At 70.1% G+C, this 16,331-nt stretch carries 14 protein-coding genes and 1 riboswitch; of the genes, 7 read left to right on the forward strand and 7 right to left on the reverse strand.

Going from position 1 to position 16,331, the window contains the following annotated elements:
- Positions 1 to 252 precede the first annotated feature (252 nt).
- Together cyc1 and ACFWJB_RS31865 are read left to right on the forward strand one after the other, a co-directional pair.
- Positions 253 to 1,338 carry an epi-isozizaene synthase gene (cyc1, locus tag ACFWJB_RS31860; protein WP_386926568.1) on the forward strand — a complete coding sequence of 362 codons (1,086 nt, stop codon included), beginning with the start codon at positions 253 to 255 and terminating at the stop codon, positions 1,336 to 1,338.
- Positions 1,335 to 2,711 (forward strand): cytochrome P450, encoded by a 1,377-nt coding sequence (locus ACFWJB_RS31865; RefSeq protein WP_386926552.1) that lies wholly within the window; start codon positions 1,335 to 1,337, stop codon positions 2,709 to 2,711. Before cyc1 ends, ACFWJB_RS31865 begins: the two co-directional genes overlap by 4 nt.
- 18 nt (positions 2,712 to 2,729) lie before the next feature.
- Here ACFWJB_RS31865 and ACFWJB_RS31870 read toward each other — a convergent pair whose 3' ends face one another.
- Positions 2,730 to 3,698 carry a GlxA family transcriptional regulator gene (locus tag ACFWJB_RS31870; RefSeq protein ID WP_386926554.1) on the reverse strand — a complete coding sequence of 323 codons (969 nt, stop codon included), beginning with the start codon at positions 3,696 to 3,698 and terminating at the stop codon, positions 2,730 to 2,732.
- Positions 3,699 to 3,790: 92 nt separating this feature from the next.
- On the opposite strand from ACFWJB_RS31870, the gene ACFWJB_RS31875 reads away from it, so the two are divergent.
- Complete coding sequence (locus ACFWJB_RS31875; RefSeq protein ID WP_385469440.1) at positions 3,791 to 4,051, forward strand: hypothetical protein; 261 nt, start codon at positions 3,791 to 3,793, stop codon at positions 4,049 to 4,051.
- Here the strand turns inward: ACFWJB_RS31875 and ACFWJB_RS31880 are convergent.
- The 6 genes from ACFWJB_RS31880 to ACFWJB_RS31905 all read right to left on the reverse strand — a co-directional run bounded on the left by ACFWJB_RS31880 (position 3,964) and on the right by ACFWJB_RS31905 (position 11,144).
- Positions 3,964 to 4,986, reverse strand: coding sequence for a ribonucleotide-diphosphate reductase subunit beta (locus ACFWJB_RS31880; protein ID WP_385469438.1), 1,023 nt, complete (start codon positions 4,984 to 4,986; stop codon positions 3,964 to 3,966). The genes ACFWJB_RS31875 and ACFWJB_RS31880 overlap by 88 nt on opposite strands.
- Complete coding sequence (locus ACFWJB_RS31885) at positions 4,986 to 7,367, reverse strand: ribonucleoside-diphosphate reductase subunit alpha (RefSeq protein WP_386926557.1); 2,382 nt, start codon at positions 7,365 to 7,367, stop codon at positions 4,986 to 4,988. Before ACFWJB_RS31885 ends, ACFWJB_RS31880 begins: the two co-directional genes overlap by 1 nt.
- A 145-nt stretch (positions 7,368 to 7,512) precedes the next feature.
- A riboswitch (cobalamin riboswitch) is annotated at positions 7,513 to 7,606 on the reverse strand.
- A gap of 77 nt (positions 7,607 to 7,683) precedes the next feature.
- Complete coding sequence (locus ACFWJB_RS31890) at positions 7,684 to 8,190, reverse strand: GNAT family N-acetyltransferase (RefSeq protein WP_386926559.1); 507 nt, start codon at positions 8,188 to 8,190, stop codon at positions 7,684 to 7,686.
- A gap of 70 nt (positions 8,191 to 8,260) precedes the next feature.
- On the reverse strand, positions 8,261 to 9,889 hold the full coding sequence (gene mctP, locus ACFWJB_RS31895; RefSeq protein WP_385473391.1) for a monocarboxylate uptake permease MctP: 1,629 nt from the start codon (positions 9,887 to 9,889) through the stop codon (positions 8,261 to 8,263).
- Positions 9,886 to 10,143 (reverse strand): DUF3311 domain-containing protein, encoded by a 258-nt coding sequence (locus ACFWJB_RS31900; RefSeq protein ID WP_385473388.1) that lies wholly within the window; start codon positions 10,141 to 10,143, stop codon positions 9,886 to 9,888. The genes mctP and ACFWJB_RS31900 overlap by 4 nt, the downstream gene beginning before the upstream one ends.
- 242 nt (positions 10,144 to 10,385) lie before the next feature.
- Positions 10,386 to 11,144: a GntR family transcriptional regulator gene (locus ACFWJB_RS31905; protein ID WP_385473385.1), complete on the reverse strand. Its 759-nt coding sequence runs from the start codon at positions 11,142 to 11,144 to the stop codon at positions 10,386 to 10,388.
- Between the two features lie 453 nt (positions 11,145 to 11,597).
- On the opposite strand from ACFWJB_RS31905, the gene ACFWJB_RS31910 reads away from it, so the two are divergent.
- From ACFWJB_RS31910 to ACFWJB_RS31925, 4 genes are all read left to right on the forward strand, one after another.
- Positions 11,598 to 12,878 carry an extracellular solute-binding protein gene (locus tag ACFWJB_RS31910; protein WP_385473382.1) on the forward strand — a complete coding sequence of 427 codons (1,281 nt, stop codon included), beginning with the start codon at positions 11,598 to 11,600 and terminating at the stop codon, positions 12,876 to 12,878.
- Positions 12,879 to 12,966: 88 nt separating this feature from the next.
- Positions 12,967 to 13,953, forward strand: coding sequence for a carbohydrate ABC transporter permease (locus ACFWJB_RS31915; protein ID WP_385473524.1), 987 nt, complete (start codon positions 12,967 to 12,969; stop codon positions 13,951 to 13,953).
- Positions 13,950 to 14,780, forward strand: a complete 831-nt coding sequence (locus tag ACFWJB_RS31920) for a carbohydrate ABC transporter permease (RefSeq protein WP_385473527.1) — start codon at positions 13,950 to 13,952, stop codon at positions 14,778 to 14,780. The genes ACFWJB_RS31915 and ACFWJB_RS31920 overlap by 4 nt, the downstream gene beginning before the upstream one ends.
- A 9-nt stretch (positions 14,781 to 14,789) precedes the next feature.
- Positions 14,790 to 16,277 carry a glycoside hydrolase family 3 protein gene (locus tag ACFWJB_RS31925; protein WP_386926564.1) on the forward strand — a complete coding sequence of 496 codons (1,488 nt, stop codon included), beginning with the start codon at positions 14,790 to 14,792 and terminating at the stop codon, positions 16,275 to 16,277.
- The last annotated feature ends 54 nt before the right edge of the window (positions 16,278 to 16,331 follow it).

The following is a 16,331-nucleotide window of genomic DNA, read 5'->3' on the forward strand; positions in this document are numbered from 1 at the left end:
CACGGCGCCCGTTCGGTCCCATCCGAGCGGGCGCCGTTCGTGTGTCCGCGACTGTTCCTTCCCTGCTGCTAGCCCGGAGATCCCGAAGCCGACACACAACAGGAGAATTCAGGCGCCGTGGGGTAGTGAATGGAGCAAATCCGTTCCCAGGACGGTCAGTTGTGGTGCTGAATGGTTGAGCGGGGATACGCAACGGCGCACGCCCCGCTCAGCGAGAGGTGTGCGCCACCGGCGGCTGAGAGGGGTTTGTTCGTGCATGCTTTCCCACACGGCACCACAGCGACACCGACCGCGATCGCAGTTCCACCGCAGCTCTCACTCCCGGTGATCGAGGCGGAATTCACCCGGCGACTGCACCCGTATTGGCCGAAGCTCCAGGAGAAGACCCGCACGTGGCTGCTCGAAAAGCGGCTCATGCCGGCGGACAAGGTCGAGGAATATGCCGATGGCCTGTGCTACACCGACCTCATGGCCGGGTACTACCTCGGCGCCCCCGACGAGGTCCTCCAGGCGATAGCCGACTACAGCGCGTGGTTCTTCGTCTGGGACGACCGGCACGACCGTGACATCGTCCACGGCCGGCCGGCCGCCTGGCGGCAGCTGCGGGACCGGCTGCACACGGCCCTGGACTCGCCCGCGGACCACCTGCACCACGAGGACGCGCTGGTCGCCGCTTTCGCCGACAGTGTGCGGCGGCTGTACGCCTTCCTGCCGCCGACGTGGAACGCCCGGTTCGCCCGGCACTTCCACGCGGTGATCGACGCGTACGACCGGGAATTCCGCAACCGCACCCACGGAGTCGTGCCGGGCGTCGAGGATTACCTGGACTTGCGCCGGCTCACCTTCGCGCACTGGATCTGGACCGACCTGCTGGAGCCGAGCGCCGGGTGCGAACTCCCGGACGCCGTGCGAAAACATCCCGCATACCGGCGGGCGGCACTTCTGAGCCAGGAATTCGCTGCCTGGTACAACGACCTCTGCTCGCTTCCGAAGGAAATAGCGGGCGACGAGGTCCACAATCTCGGAATCAGTCTCATCACCTATCACCAACTGACCCTGGAAGAAGCTGTGGAGGAAGTCCGGCGGCGCGTCGAGGAATGTGTCACGGAATTCCTCGCCGCCGAACAGGACGCCTTGCGGTTCGCCGACCGGCTCGCCGACGGGACCGTGCGCGGAAAGGAACTGAGCGGCGCCGTGCGGGCCTGCGTCGGCAATATGCGGAACTGGTTCAGTTCCGTCTACTGGTTCCATCACGAGTCCGGCCGGTACATGGTCGACAGCTGGGACGACCGGTCCACGCCCCCGTACGTCAACAACGAAGCGGCAGGTGAGAAATGACCGTCGATTCGGTCAACCCCGGGACCCGGACCGACGACGCGGCGGAGCTGCGCGAGCCGCCCGTCGCGGGCGGCGGCGTTCCGCTCCTCGGGCACGGCTGGAGGCTGGCCCGCGACCCGCTGGCCTTCATGGCCCAGCTGCGCGACCACGGCGACGTCGTACGCATCCGGCTCGGCCCGAAGACCGTGTACGCGGTCACCACTCCGGCGCTCACCGGCGCCCTCGCGCTGAGCCCCGACTACCACATCGCCGGCCCGCTGTGGGAGTCGCTGGAGGGCCTGCTCGGCAAGGAGGGCGTGGCGACCGCCAACGGCCCGCTGCACCGGCGCCAGCGGCGCACCATCCAGCCCGCCTTCAAACTGGACGCGATCCCCGCCTACGGGCCGATCATGGAGGAGGAGGCGCACGCGCTCGCCGAGCGCTGGCGGCCGGGGGAGACCGTCGACGCCACCTCCGAGTCCTTCCGCGTCGCCGTGCGCGTCGCGGCCCGGTGCCTGCTGCGCGGCCAGTACATGGACGAGCGCGCCGAGCGCCTGTGCCTCGCCCTCGCCACCGTCTTCCGCGGCATGTACCGGCGGATGGTCGTCCCGCTGGGGCCGCTGTACCGGCTGCCGCTGCCGGCCAATCGCGAATTCAACAATGCGCTGGCTGATCTGCACCTCGTGGTGGACGAGATCATCGCCGAGCGTCGCGCGTCCGGTCAAAAGCCGGACGATTTGCTGACGGCTTTGCTGGAGGCCGAGGACGACAATGGCGACCCGATCGGGGAACAGGAGATCCACGACCAGGTCGTCGCGATCCTCACCCCCGGCAGCGAAACCATCGCCTCCACGATCATGTGGTTGCTCCGGGCACTTGCCGAACACCCGGAACATGCCGACCGCATACGCGACGAGGTGGAAGAGGTGACCGGTGGACGTCCTGTGGCATTCGAGGACGTTCGCCGGCTCACGCACACCGGCAATGTCATCGTGGAGACCATGCGTTTGCGCCCCGCGGTATGGGTATTGACGCGGCGTGCGGTGGTCGAGACGGAACTCGGTGGCTACCGCATTCCGGCCGGGGCGGACATCATCTACAGTCCGTACGCAATCCAGCGCGATCCGAAGTCGTACGCCCGCAACCTGGAGTTCGACCCGGACCGATGGCTTCCGGAGCGCGTGACGGAACTGCCGAAATACGCCATGCGGCCGTTCAGCGTGGGCAATCGCAAGTGCCCGAGCGACCACTTCTCGATGGCGCAGCTGACGCTGATCACGGCGGCGCTCGCCGCCAGGTACCGCTTCGAGCAGGTACCGGGCTCGAACGACGCGGTGCGCGTCGGCATCACGCTGCGTCCGCACGACCTGCTGGTCAGGCCCGTGGCGAGGTGAGTGCCGCGGCGACGCGGCTCAGGCGGCGGCCTCGGAGCCCCGGAAGGTGCGCCGGTAGGCGTGCGGGGTGGTGCCGAGAGCCCTGACGAACTGGTGCCTCAGGGCCGCCGCCGTACCGAAGCCGGTGCGCCGGGCCACCGTGTCCATCGTCTCGTCCGTCGCTTCCAGCAGCCGCTGGGCCAGCAGCACGCGCTGGCGCAGGATCCAGCGGTAGGGCGTCGTGCCCGTCTCCTGCTGGAAGCGGCGGGCGAAGGTGCGCGGGGACATGAGCGCCCGGGCCGCGAGCTGCTCGACGGTGACCTCCTGGTCGAGGTGCTGCTCCATCCAGGCCAGCACCTCGCCGACGCTGTCGCAGGAGGAGCGCGGCAGCGGCCGCTCGATGTACTGCGCCTGACCGCCGTCCCGGTGCGGCGGTACGACCATGCGCCGGGCGATCTTGTTGGCGACCTCCGGCCCCTGCTCCTTGCGCACGATGTGCAGACAGGCGTCGATCCCGGCGGCCGTGCCGGCGGAGGTGATCACCGGGTCCTCGTCGACGTAGAGCACGTCCGCCTCGACCCGTGCCCCCGGGTGCCGCCGGGCCAGCTCGTCGGCGTGGTGCCAGTGCACCGCGCACCGCCGCCCCTCCAGCAGCCCCGCGGCACCGAGCACGAAGACCCCCGAGCACACGCTCAGCACCCGCGTCCCCCGGTCCACGGCCCGCCGCAGGGCGTCCAGCAGCGCGGGCGGATACTCCCGGTGCGTGAAGTCGCTCCCGGCCGGCACGGTGATCAGGTCGGCCTCGTCCAGCCGGTCGAGCCCGTACGGCGTCGACACGGTGAGCCCTCCGACGTGGGTGCGCAGCGTCGGGCCCTCCGCGGACACCACCGCGAAGTCGTACCGGGGAAGCCCGTCGTCGCTGCGGTCGATGCCGAACACCTCGCACACGACGCCGAGTTCAAAGGGATGCGCGCCGTCCAGCAGAACGGCGGCCACGTTCTTCAGCATGCTGCCAGTGTGCCCCGGAAGTGGCAGGAAATCGAGGCCCTGCGGCAGTCCTGCCACTCCCGGTAAGGAGTCCGAGGCGCGACAGTAGTGACATGACCGCAGACCAGACAGAAGCCCTGATCGGAATGCTCGCGACCTTCGGACTCCTGGTCCTCATGGTCCTCCCCTCGGTGTTCGGCATCGTGCGCGACCGGCGCATCGACCGTCAGCTCAGGGAGGCCCGGAGGGACCAGGAGACCCGGGAGGCCGTCCGGAACGCGACGCCTCAGAAGTCCTCGGACAGGTCGACGGTGCCCTCCACCGCCACCTGGTACGCCGAGGGGCGCCGCTCGAAGAAGTTGGTCAGCTCCTGAACCCCCTGGAGCTCCATGAAGGAGAAGGGGTTCTCGGAGCCGTACACCGGGGCGAAGCCGAGGCGCGTCAGGCGCTGGTCGGCCACGCACTCCAGGTACTGCCGCATCGAGTCGGTGTTCATGCCCGGGAGGCCGTCACCGCACAGGTCGCGCGCGAACTGCAGCTCGGCCTCGACGGCCTCCCGCAGCATGTCGGTGACCTGCCGGCGCAGCTCGTCGTCGAAGAGGTCCGGCTCCTCCTTGCGGACGGTGTCGACCACGTCGAAGGCGAAGGACATGTGCATCGTCTCGTCGCGGAACACCCAGTTGGTGCCGGTGGCCAGGCCGTGCAGCAGGCCCCGGCTGCGGAACCAGTACACGTAGGCGAAGGCGCCGTAGAAGAACAGGCCCTCGATGCACGCGGCGAAGCAGATGAGGTTGAGCAGGAAACGACGGCGGTCGGCCCTGGTCTCCAGGCGGTCGATCGACTCGACCGAGTCCATCCACCGGAAGCAGAACTCGGCCTTCTCGCGGATCGAGGGGATGTTCTCCACGGCCGCGAAGGCGGCGGCACGGTCGTCCGGGTCGGGCAGGTAGGTGTCCAGCAGCGTCAGGTAGAACTGGACGTGGACGGCCTCCTCGAAGAGCTGCCGGCTCAGGTACAGCCGCGCCTCGGGGGAGTTGATGTGCTTGTAGAGGGTCAGCACCAGGTTGTTCGCGACGATGGAGTCGCCCGTCGCGAAGAAGGCCACCAGCCGTCCGATGAGGTGCTGCTCCTCGGGGCTGAGCTTCGCGAGGTCGGCGACGTCCGAGTGGAGGTCGACCTCCTCGACGTGCCAGGTGTTCTTGATGGCGTCCCGGTAGCGCTCGTAGAAGTCCGGGTAGCGCATGGGGCGCAGGGTCAGTTCGAAGCCCGGGTCGAGCAGGTTCTTCACGGCGGGGGTCTCGGTGGTCATTACTGGCAGGCCTCGCAGGACTCGGGGTTTTCCAGGGAGCAGGCGACCGCTTCGGGGTCCGGGGCGGCCTGCACGGGCACGGCGGCCCGGCCGGCGGCGCGCGCGATCCGGGTCGCCGGGCGGGAACGCAGGTAGTACGTGGTCTTCAGGCCCTGCTTCCAGGCGTAGGCGTACATCGAGGACAGCTTCCCGATGGTCGGCGTCTCCAGGAACAGGTTCAGCGACTGGGCCTGGTCGAGGTACGGGGTACGGGCGGCGGCCATGTCGATGAGGGCGCGCTGCGGGATCTCCCACGCGGTGCGGTACAGCGCGCGCACGTCCTCGGGGATCCAGGCGAAGCCCTGCACCGAGCCGTTCGCCTCGCGCAGCGCCTCGCGGGTGCGGGCGTCCCACACGCCGAGCCGCTTGAGGTCGTCGACCAGGTACGAGTTGACCTGGAGGAACTCCCCGGACAGCGTCTCGCGCTTGAACAGGTTGGACACCTGCGGCTCGATGCACTCGTAGACGCCCGCGATGGAGGCGATCGTGGCGGTCGGCGCGATGGCGAGGAGCAGCGAGTTGCGCAGCCCGGTCGTCGCGATGCGCGTCCGCAGCGCCGCCCAGCGCTCCGGCCAGGCCGTCCGCACGTCGTAGTGGTCGGGGTGCAGCACGCCCCGGGCGGTGCGGGTCTTCTCCCAGGCCGGCAGCGGGCCGTTGCGCTCGGCGAGGTCGGCGGACGTCTCGTACGCGGCGAGCATGATCCGCTCGGCGATGCGCGTGGACAGGGCCCTGGCCTCGGCGGAGTCGAAGGGCAGGCGCAGCCGGAAGAAGACGTCCTGCAGGCCCATCGCGCCGAGGCCGACCGGGCGCCAGCGGGCGTTGGAGCGGCCCGCCTGCTCGGTCGGGTAGAAGTTGATGTCGACGACCCGGTCCAGGAAGGTGACCGCCGTGCGGACCGTGGCGTCCAGCCGCTCCCAGTCGATGTCGCCGCCGGTCACGAAGGCGCCGAGGTTGACCGACCCGAGGTTGCAGACCGCCGTCTCCCCGTCGTCCGTGACCTCCAGGATCTCCGTGCAGAGGTTGGAGGAGTGCACCACGTGGCCCGGCTCGGCGGTCTGGTTGGCCGTGCGGTTGGCGGTGTCCTTGAAGGTCATCCAGCCGTTGCCGGTCTGCGCGAGGGTGCGCATCATGCGGCCGTACAGCTCGCGGGCCGGGAGGGTCTTCCTGGCCAGGCCCTTCGCCTCGGCCTCCCGGTAGGCCGCGTCGAACTCCGCGCCCCACAGGTCGGCCAGCTCCGGCACGTCCGAGGGCGAGAACAGCGACCACGGCCCGTCCGCGTCCACCCGGCGCATGAACTCGTCCGGGATCCAGTGCGCGAGGTTCAGGTTGTGCGTGCGCCGGGCGTCCTCGCCGGTGTTGTCCCGCAGCTCCAGGAACTCCTCGATGTCGGCGTGCCAGGTCTCCAGGTAGACCGCCGCCGCGCCCTTGCGCCGGCCGCCCTGGTTCACCGCGGCGACCGAGGCGTCCAGCGTCTTCAGGAACGGGACGATGCCGTTGGAGTGCCCGTTGGTGCCGCGGATCAGCGAACCCCGGGCGCGGACGCGGGAGTAGGCGATGCCGATGCCGCCGGCGTGCTTGGACAGGCGCGCGACCTGGTGGAGGCGGTCGTAGAGGGAGTCCAGCTCGTCCAGGGGGGAGTCGAGGAGGTAGCAGGACGACATCTGGGCGTGCCGGGTGCCGGAGTTGAAGAGGGTGGGGGAGGAGGGCAGGTAGTCCAGGCGGCTCATCAGCCCGTACAGCGCGGCGACCTCGTCCACCGACCGGTCGGTGTCGTCCTCGGCGAGTCCGGCGGCCACGCGCAGCAGGAAGTGCTGGGGCGTCTCGACGACCTTGCGGGTGAGCGGGTGCCGGAGCAGATAGCGGCTGTACAGCGTGCGCAGTCCGAAGTAGCCGAAGCGGTCGTCGGCGGCCGGGTCGGTCAGCGCGTCCAGGCGGGCCGCGTGCGACCGGACGAATTCGGCCGTGCGGTCGGCGATCAGGCCCTCGCGGTGGCCGGTGGCGACGGACTCGGTGAAGGAGGTGACGCCCTGGGAGGCGGCCTCGGCGCGGATGCCGAGGGTCAGCAGCCGGGCGGCCAGCCGGGAGTAGACCGGGTCCTCCGAGATCAGACCGGCCGCGGCCTCCGTGGCGAGCTCCCGCAGTTCCGCCTCGTCGGCCCGCGCGGACCGGCCGCGCAGCGCGGCGGCGGCGACCCGGCCGGGGTCGGCGTCGGGGAGATCGGCGGTGAGGCCGGTCAGGGTCCGCAGCAGGGCGGCACCGGGTCCGTCGGGTTCCTCGGTCACGGGGATCGCAGAAGCCGTCGCAGCGGACACTGAGGCCGGGTCGGCTGGCGCGATGGTCACGTGGGGCACTCCCTCGCTCGGCACGGGGCCAGGCGGAGGGCAGGGGGCAGCTCACGAGCGCGCGCGGCGTCGCGTCCACCGGCCCATTCCGCGAGGCCCGGACGTCATGGCACCCGGACCGGGACGGCCGGGCGCACTGTCGGCAGGTCCTCGGACTCGAGCCCGTGGCGCTCACGCGGATACGCGAACACACACGAGTACACCGTTGCGGGACAGTTCCGGATTCACACCGGATTCCCCTGCGGCGACAGCGAGCATGAGCATACATCTTGTGCCGGGTTCCGCGAGCACCCCCAGATGTTGTGCCGCGCTGGTGTCAGAGCGTCAGTTGGTAGGTGAGCAGCGTGATGTCGTCGAGCTCCGGCACGGGGTTCCAGTCCCGCTCGGGCGTGCGGACGAAGCCCAGGCGTTCGTAGAGCCGGTGGGCGGTGTGCATCGTCCGCTGCGTCGACAGCACGACGCGTGCGCAGCCCCCGACGGCCCGGGCGCGGTCGACGCACGACCGCACGAGGGCCTCGCCGACGCCGCGTCCCCGCGCCTCGTGGTGGACGGCGAGCATGCGTATCTCGGCCTCGCCGGGCCGGGCGATGTCGGCCATGGGGCCGCCGGACGGCACGAAGGTCACGCCGCCGAGGATCCGCCCGTCCGCGGCGGCGGCGAGCACCTGGGCCGCCGCGGCCCGCTTGGCGACGTCCCGCAGCTCGCCGAGGTAGGAGTCGCTCTCCCCGAAGTCGAGCAGTCCGTCGTCGAGATAGGCGCGGGCGGTGATGTCGCCGAGGGCCCGGTACTCGTCGGGCGACGCCTGTCTGATCACGAAGTCCATGGGCCGAGTGTGCCCCACGGATACGACGACGGGCCGCCGGATTTCTCCGGCGGCCCGTCGGATCGGGGGATCAGTGCGAGGTGCCCGCGGTGGCCGGGGGCAGCTCCGTCTGGACGCCCGGGTCGCCCGCGTCCGCCGTGTAGTCGCCCGGCCGGGTCTCGTCGACGCCCTCGGGTGCCTTGACGGCCTTCAGGACGAAGGTCAGGACCACGGTGACCAGGACGTTCAGCACGAAGGCGGTGAGGCCGATGTAGCCGATCTCGCCGATGCCCGGGATCTCCTTCGAGGATCCGCCGAAGTGCGCCTGCGTCGGCGAGGCGACCCCGTAGGCGGCGGCCGTGCCGTAGACCATGCCGACCGCCCAGCCGCCGAGCAGGGCCCAGCGGTGGAACCAGCGGGTGAACAGACCGCCCACCAGGGCCGGGAAGGTCTGCAGTATCCAGATGCCGCCGAGCAGCTGGAAGTTGATCGCGACGGTCTTGTCCATGCCGAGGACGAAGATCAGCGCGCCTACCTTCACCAGCAGCGACACCAGCTTGGAGACCTTCGTCTCCTGTTCCGGGGTGGCGTCGGGCTTGATGAAGTCCTTGTAGATGTTGCGGGTGAAGAGGTTCGCGGCCGCGATCGACATGATCGCCGCCGGGACCAGGGCGCCGATGCCGATCGCCGCGAAGGCCACGCCCGCGAACCAGTCCGGGAACATGTCCTCGAACAGCTGCGGGATCGCCAGCTGGCCGTTGTCCACCTTGACCCCGGCCGCGATCGCCATGAAGCCCAGCAGCGCGAGCAGGCCGAGCATCAGGGAGTACAGCGGCAGGATCGTGGTGTTGCGGCGGATCACCTCACGGCTGCGGGAGGACAGCGTCGCGGTGATCGAGTGCGGGTACATGAAGAGCGCGAGCGCCGAGCCGAGCGCCAGCGTGGCGTACGTCCACTGGCTCGCCTCGCCCGGCACCACCGCGCCGCGCGGCTTCCCGGTGGCCTCGTTGGTCTGGCCGAACGCCTCGCCCGCCTTGGCGAAGATGTCGTCGAAGCCGCCGAGCTTGATCGGGATGTAGATGATCGCCACGGCGATCACGATGTAGATCAGCGTGTCCTTCACGAACGCGATCAGCGCGGGGGCGCGCAGACCCGACGAGTAGGTGTACGCCGCCAGCACACCGAAGGCGATCAGCAGCGGCAGGTCCTTGACGAACCAGTTGGTGTCCTCCCCGCCGCCGACGCCCATCACGTCGAGCACGGCCTGGATGCCGACCAGCTGGAGCGCGATGTAGGGCATCGTGGCGAGGATGCCGGTGACGGCGACCGCCAGCGACAGGCCCTTCGAACCGAACCGGCCGCGCACGAAGTCCGAGGTCGTCACGTACCCGTGCTTGTGGGAGACCGACCACAGGCGGGGCAGGAAGGTGAAGATCAGCGGGTAGACCAGGATCGTGTACGGCACCGCGAAGAAGCCGGACGCGCCGGCCGCGTAGATCGCCGCCGGGACGGCCACGAAGGTGTACGCCGTGTAGAGGTCGCCGCCCAGCAGGAACCAGGTGACCCAGGTGCCGAACGAGCGGCCGCCGAGGCCCCACTCGTCGAGGCTGTGCTCGTTCTCGGCCTTGCGCCAGCGGGCGGCCAGGAAGCCCATCGCGGTGACGAGCACGAAGAAGAGGATGAAGACGGCGAGTGCGACGCCGTTCACGCCGTCGTTCACTTGGCTCCGCCTTCCCGGCGGGCGCGCTGGTCACGCTGCCAGAGCTTGTACGCCGTCACCGTCAGCAGGGTGGAGATCAGCACCCACGCCATCTGGTACCAGTAGAAGAACGGGATGCCGATGAGGGTGGGGTCCGTCTTGGCGTACGACCCGACCCACAGCATGGCGACGAACGGTGCGACAAGACAGAGGCCGATGACGACGCGCACCGGCGTCACCGTCGGCCCTCTGTTCACTTCCGGGGCTTGCGACATGCGGTGGCTCCGTCCCCTCGCTGATCACCTGGTGCAGTGCGCACGAAAATGTAGGTGACGGCGTCTGGAAAGCGGAAGACCTCGTCCGTATATCGGTCCTCATCCGCAACGTCGCACGCCGCGCGGCCGGGGCGGCTGCTGGGGGCCTGCGTCCGGATCATGTCGGCGTCGCGGGGCGTGGCACGCTCGGGCCGGCCGGGACGCACCGGCTCCCTCAGCCGGCCCGACCCGAACGGCGGACCCTAGGGGCGCTTCAGCCTGGCCACGAACTTGTAGCGGTCGCCGCGGTAGACCGACCGCACCCACTCCACCGGCTGGCCCGTGCGGTCCAGCGAGTGCCGGGAGAGCATCAGCATCGGCAGGCCGACGTCGGTGCCGAGCAGGCCGGCCTCGCGCGGGGTGGCCAGCGAGGTCTCGATGGTCTCCTCGGCCTCGGCGAGATGGACGTCGTACACCTCGGCGAGGGCGGTGTAGAGGGAGGTGTACTTCACCAGCGACCTGCGCAGGGCGGGGAAGCGCTTCGCCGACAGGTGGGTCGTCTCGATGGCCATGGGCTCGGCGTTGGCCATGCGCAGGCGCTCGATGCGCAGCACCCGCCCGCCCGCCGTGATGTCCAGCAGCCCGGCGAGGCGTTCGTCGGCGGTGATGTAGCCGATGTCCAGCAGCTGCGAGGTGGGTTCGAGGCCCTGGGCCCGCATGTCCTCGGTGTACGAGGTGAGTTGCAGCGCCTGCGACACCTTGGGCTTGGCGACGAAGGTGCCCTTGCCCTGGATGCGCTCGAGGCGGCCCTCGACGACCAGCTCCTGCAGGGCCTGGCGCACGGTCGTGCGCGAGGTGTCGAACTCCGCGGCCAGCGTGCGCTCGGGCGGGACCGGCGTGCCCGGCGCCTGCGTCCGGGTCATGTCGAGCAGGTGCTTCTTCAGTCGGTAGTACTTGGGCACGCGCGCGGTACGGACGGTCGCCCCACCCTCGTTCTCCGCACTGCTGACCTCGGTGCTCATGCTCTGCCTTCCCGGCTCCGGGTGCCGAAGCGACCGACATCCCCTATCGGCCACGGCTCACATCGTGGCACGGGTTCGTGTGGGGAGGATCCCGCACGCTCCGTGATCCCTTCTGTATACCTCCGAGGTCCCCGTTGGTCTAGTCCACCGCGCCGTCCGAGGCGGCTGGTACGCGCCGCCGGGCCGGTGGCGGCACCTCTTCCGGCGGCGGTGGTACACCCGGCGCCGGTCCGTCCGATGTGTCGCTTGCGCAATGAAAGGTCCCTGCATATCTCGGTCGCATCACGGACGCCCGGAGGGCGCTTGAACACCCTTGACAGCCCTATTGGTCTGGGCCAAGCTCCCCCTACTGGTCTACACCATTGGTCCAGGTCCCGGCCCCATGGGCGGTCCGCGTCGACGAGCAACCGCGGGGAGGCAGGGGGGTTTTGTGGCATCCCTGAGGAGGGTGGCGTGAAGCGCAAGCTGATAGCCGCGATCGGTATCGCGGGCATGATGGTCTCGATCGCGGCGTGCGGGGGCGACGACGGCGGCGACGACGGCAAGAAGGCCGGGGCGGACGGCTACGCCGGCCAGACGCTGACCGTGTGGGTGATGGACGGCTCCTCGCCCGACCAGTGGCAGGCGGACCTCGCCAAGGAGTTCGAGGCGAAGACCAAGGCCAAGGTCAAGTTCGAGATCCAGAAGTGGAACGGTATCCAGCAGAAGCTGACCACCGCCCTCTCCGAGGAGAACCCGCCCGACGTCTTCGAGATCGGCAACACCCAGACCCCTGCCTACGCCAAGACCGGCGGCCTGGCGGACCTGGGCGACCTCAAGAGCGGGCTCGGCGCCGACTGGTCCGAGTCCCTCAACGAGTCCGCGGTCTTCGACGGCAAGCAGTACGCCGCCCCGTGGTTCGTGGTCAACCGCGTGGTCATCTACAACAAGAAGATCTGGGCGGACGCGGGCATCAAGGACACGCCCAAGACCCGCGACGAGTTCTACAACGACCTCAAGACGATCGGCGAGAAGACCGACGCCGAGCCGATCTACCTGCCCGGCCAGAACTGGTACCACTTCGTGGGCCTGGCCGTCGGTGAGGGCGCCGAGCTGGTCAAGAAGGACGGCGACAAGTACGTCTCCAACCTGGCCGACCCGAAGATCGCCGCGGCCACCGAGACCTACAAGAAGTTCCAGGCCCTCTCCAAGGCGCCCAAGGACAAGGACGAGGCCACCCCGCAGCAGGGCGAGATCTTCGCCAAGGGCAAGACCGGCGCCTTCATCGGCATGGGCTGGGAGGCCGGCACGGCGATCACCGCCAACCCGGCGATCGAGAAGGACCTCGGCTACTTCACCATCCCGGGTGCCACGGCCGGCAAGCCCGAGGGCGTCTTCCTCGGCGGCTCCAACCTGGCCGTCGCCGCGGGCAGCAAGAAGCAGGAGCTGGCCAAGGAGTTCCTGAAGCTGGCCCTCTCCGACAAGTACGAGGGTGCGCTGGCCAAGGCCAACGGCGTCATCCCGAACAAGGAGTCGCTGCAGAGCAACCTCCAGGGCAACGCCGCCGCCGAGGCCGCCGCGCCGGCCGCCGCGGGCGGTGGCACCACGCCGCTGATCCCGGAGTGGGCCGCGGTCGAGAACGACCCCAACCCGATCAAGACCTATCTGACGGCCGTGCTGAAGGGCAAGTCCCCGGCGGAGGCCGCCAAGCAGGTCGAAGGCGAGTTCAACAAGCGCCTGGCGCAGCAGCAGTAACACCGGGTGAGCCGGGGCGGGGGCCGCTGCACGAGGGCCCCCGCCCCGGCTCGAGTGGGACAGGTCGAGAAGAAGAGAGACCGCGAGCATGACCGTGCAGACCGAACGGCCGCCCCGAGGCCCGTCGGACGTCCGCAAGGCGGACGGCGGGAACACCGGCCAGGCGAAACCGAGAGCCGCGTCGCGCGCCGGCGCGCTCGTCCCGTACCTGTTGCTGCTGCCGGCCTGCGCGGCCACGGTGCTGCTGCTCGGGTGGCCGCTGCTGAAGGACGGCCTGCTGTCCTTCCAGAACCTCAACATGGCGCAGCTGATCCAGCACGTCACCGAGTGGACCGGCGTCGACAACTACAAGGAGGTCCTCACCGGCGAGGACTTCTGGCGGGTCACCCTCCGCTCGATCCTGTTCACGGCGGTCAACGTCGTCCTCACCATGGTGCTGGGCGGCCTGATCGGCCTGCTGCTCGCCCGCCTCGGCAGGGTGATGCGGCTCGTGCTGCTGATCGGCCTGGTGCTGGCGTGGGCGATGCCGGTGGTCGCCGCGACCACCGTCTACCAGTGGCTCTTCGCCCAGCGCTTCGGCGTCGTCAACTGGGTGCTGGACAAGCTCGGCTGGCACTCCATGGCCGACTTCAGCTGGACCGGCAGCCAGTTCTCGACCTTCTTCGTCGTCACCGTGCTGATCGTGTGGATGTCCGTCCCGTTCGTCGCGATCAACCTGTACGCGGCGACCACCACCATCCCGGGCGAGCTGTACGAGGCCGCCTCCCTCGACGGAGCCGGCGTCTGGCGCAGCTTCACCACGGTCACCCTGCCGTTCCTGCGGCCGTTCCTCTACGCGACGACCTTCCTGGAGATCATCTGGATCTTCAAGGCGTTCGTCCAGGTCTACACGTTCAACGGCGGCGGCCCCGACCGTCTCACCGAGATCCTGCCCGTCTACGCCTACATCGAGGGCGTCGGCAACCAGCACTACGGCATGGGCGCCGCGATCGCGGTCCTGACCATCCTGATCCTGCTCGGCCTGACCGCCTACTACCTCAGGATCGTGCTCAAGCAAGAGGAGGACGAGCTGTGAAGCGCTCACTCTTCGGCCGCCTGTGGCCCAACGTCACGGCCGCCGTCCTGTTCATCGGCCTCGTCTTCCCCGTGTACTGGATGTTCGCCACGGCCTTCAAGCCGGCCGGCGACATCATTTCGGAGGACCCGGTCTGGTTCCCGACCGACATCACCCTCGAGCACTTCAGGACCGCGGTCGACGCCGACCACTTCTGGACGTACGTCACCAACTCGCTCGTCGTCACCGTCTGCGCGGTGGTCTTCTCGCTGGTCATCGCGCTGGCCGGGGCCTTCGCCCTGGCGCGGATGCGGTTCAGGGGGCGGCGCGGTTTCATCGTCGGCTTCATGCTCGCCCAGATGGCGCCCTGGGAAGTCATGGTCATCGCCATCTACATGATCGTGCGCGACGCGTCGATGCTGAACAGCCTCGTACCGCTCACGCTCTTCTACATGATGATGATCCTGCCCTTCACCATCCTGACGCTGCGCGGCTTCGTCGCCGCCGTGCCGAAGGAGCTGGAGGAGTCCGCGATGGTCGACGGCTGCACCCGCGCCCAGTCGTTCCGCCTGGTCATCCTGCCGCTGCTGGCCCCGGGCCTGATGTCCACCTCGATGTTCGGCTTCATCACCGCCTGGAACGAGCTCCCCCTCGTCCTGGTCGTCAACAAGGAGGCGGAGTCCCAGACCCTGCCGCTGTGGCTGACCAGCTTCCAGACCGTCTTCGGCGACAACTGGGGTGCGACCATGGCGGCCTCGTCCCTCTTCGCCATCCCGATCCTGATCCTCTTCGTCTTCCTGCAGCGCAAGGCGGTCAGCGGCCTGACCGACGGCGCCGTGAAGGGATAACGCCATCCGATGACGACAATCGCCAGCGGTACCGACACGCTCACGCGCGACGCGCTGACCGTCCTCCAGCCCGGTTTCACCGGCACCACCGCCCCCGACTGGGTGCTGCGCCGCCTCGGCGAGGGGCTGGCCTCCGTCGGCCTGTTCGGGCGCAACATCGCCTCGGACGAACAGCTGGCCGCCCTCACCGCCCAGTTGCGCGCCGAGCGCGAGGACGTGCTGGTCGCCATCGACGAGGAGGGCGGCGACGTCACCCGCCTCGAGGTGCGCGCCGGCTCGTCCTTCCCCGGCAACCTCGCCCTCGGCGCGGTGGACGACGAGGTGCTCACCCGCCAGGTCGCCGCCGAACTGGGCCGCCGCCTCGCCGCCTGCGGGGTGAACCTCAACTGGGCCCCGTCCGCCGACGTCAACTCCAACCCCGGCAACCCGGTCATCGGCGTGCGCTCCTTCGGCGCGGACACCGGCCTGGTCGCCCGGCACACCGCGGCCTACGTCACCGGACTGCAGTCCGCGGGCGTGGCCGCCTGCACCAAGCACTTCCCGGGCCACGGCGACACCGCCGTCGACTCCCACCACGCCCTGCCGCGCATCGACGTGGACGCCGATGTGCTGGCCGAGCGCGACCTGGCGCCGTTCCGCGCGGCCATCGCCGCCGGCAGCCGCGCCGTGATGAGCGCCCACATCCTGGTCCCGGCCCTCGACCCGGACCGTCCCGCGACGCTGTCCCGCCGCATCCTCACCGGCCTGCTCCGGGGCGAGCTGGGCTACGACGGCCTGATCGTCACCGACGGCATGGAGATGCGGGCCATCGCGGGCACCTACGGCATCGAACGCGGCAGCGTGCTGGCCGTCGCGGCCGGCGCCGACGCGATCTGCGTGGGCGGCGGCCTGGCCGACGAGGAGACGGTACGGCGACTGCGCGACGCCCTGGTGGAGGCGGTCCGCACGGGCGAGCTGCCCGAGGAACGCCTGGCCGACGCCGCGGAGCGGGTGCGTACCCTGGCCCGCTGGACGGCGGCCCGGGCGGACGCCGCGCGGTCCGTGCCCGCCGACGGCGAGGTGGGCCTGCGCGCGGCCCGCCGCGCCCTGCGCGTCACGGGCGCCGAGGGCTTCACCCCCCTCACCGAACCGCCGTACGTCGCCGCGCTCACCCCGGTCGCCAACATCGCGGTCGGCGACGAGACCCCCTGGGGCGTCGCCGCCGAGCTCCGCCGCCTGCTCCCCGGCACCGAGACCGGCAGCTTCGCCGGACCGGACGCCGGCGACGAGGTGCTGGCGGCGGCCGGCCCGCGCCGCGTCGTGGCGGTCGTCCGCGACGAGCACCGCCACCCCTGGATGGCGGCGGCCCTCGACACCCTGCTGGCGGCCCGCCCCGACACGGTCGTGGTCGAGATGGGCGTGCCCGGGGCCGAGCCCCGCGGCGCGCTGCACGTGGCCACTCACGGCGCGGCCCGTGTCTGCGGCCTGGCCGCGGCGGAGGTCGTCGCGGGCGCCTGACCCGGGCGCCCGCCGGTCCGTCACGACGTAGGCGCCGCACTCCCGGTCGGGGAG

The sequence above is a fragment of the Streptomyces sp. NPDC127100 genome (genome assembly GCF_042724095.1).
In the GTDB taxonomy this organism is placed as follows: Bacteria; Actinomycetota; Actinomycetes; order Streptomycetales; family Streptomycetaceae; genus Streptomyces.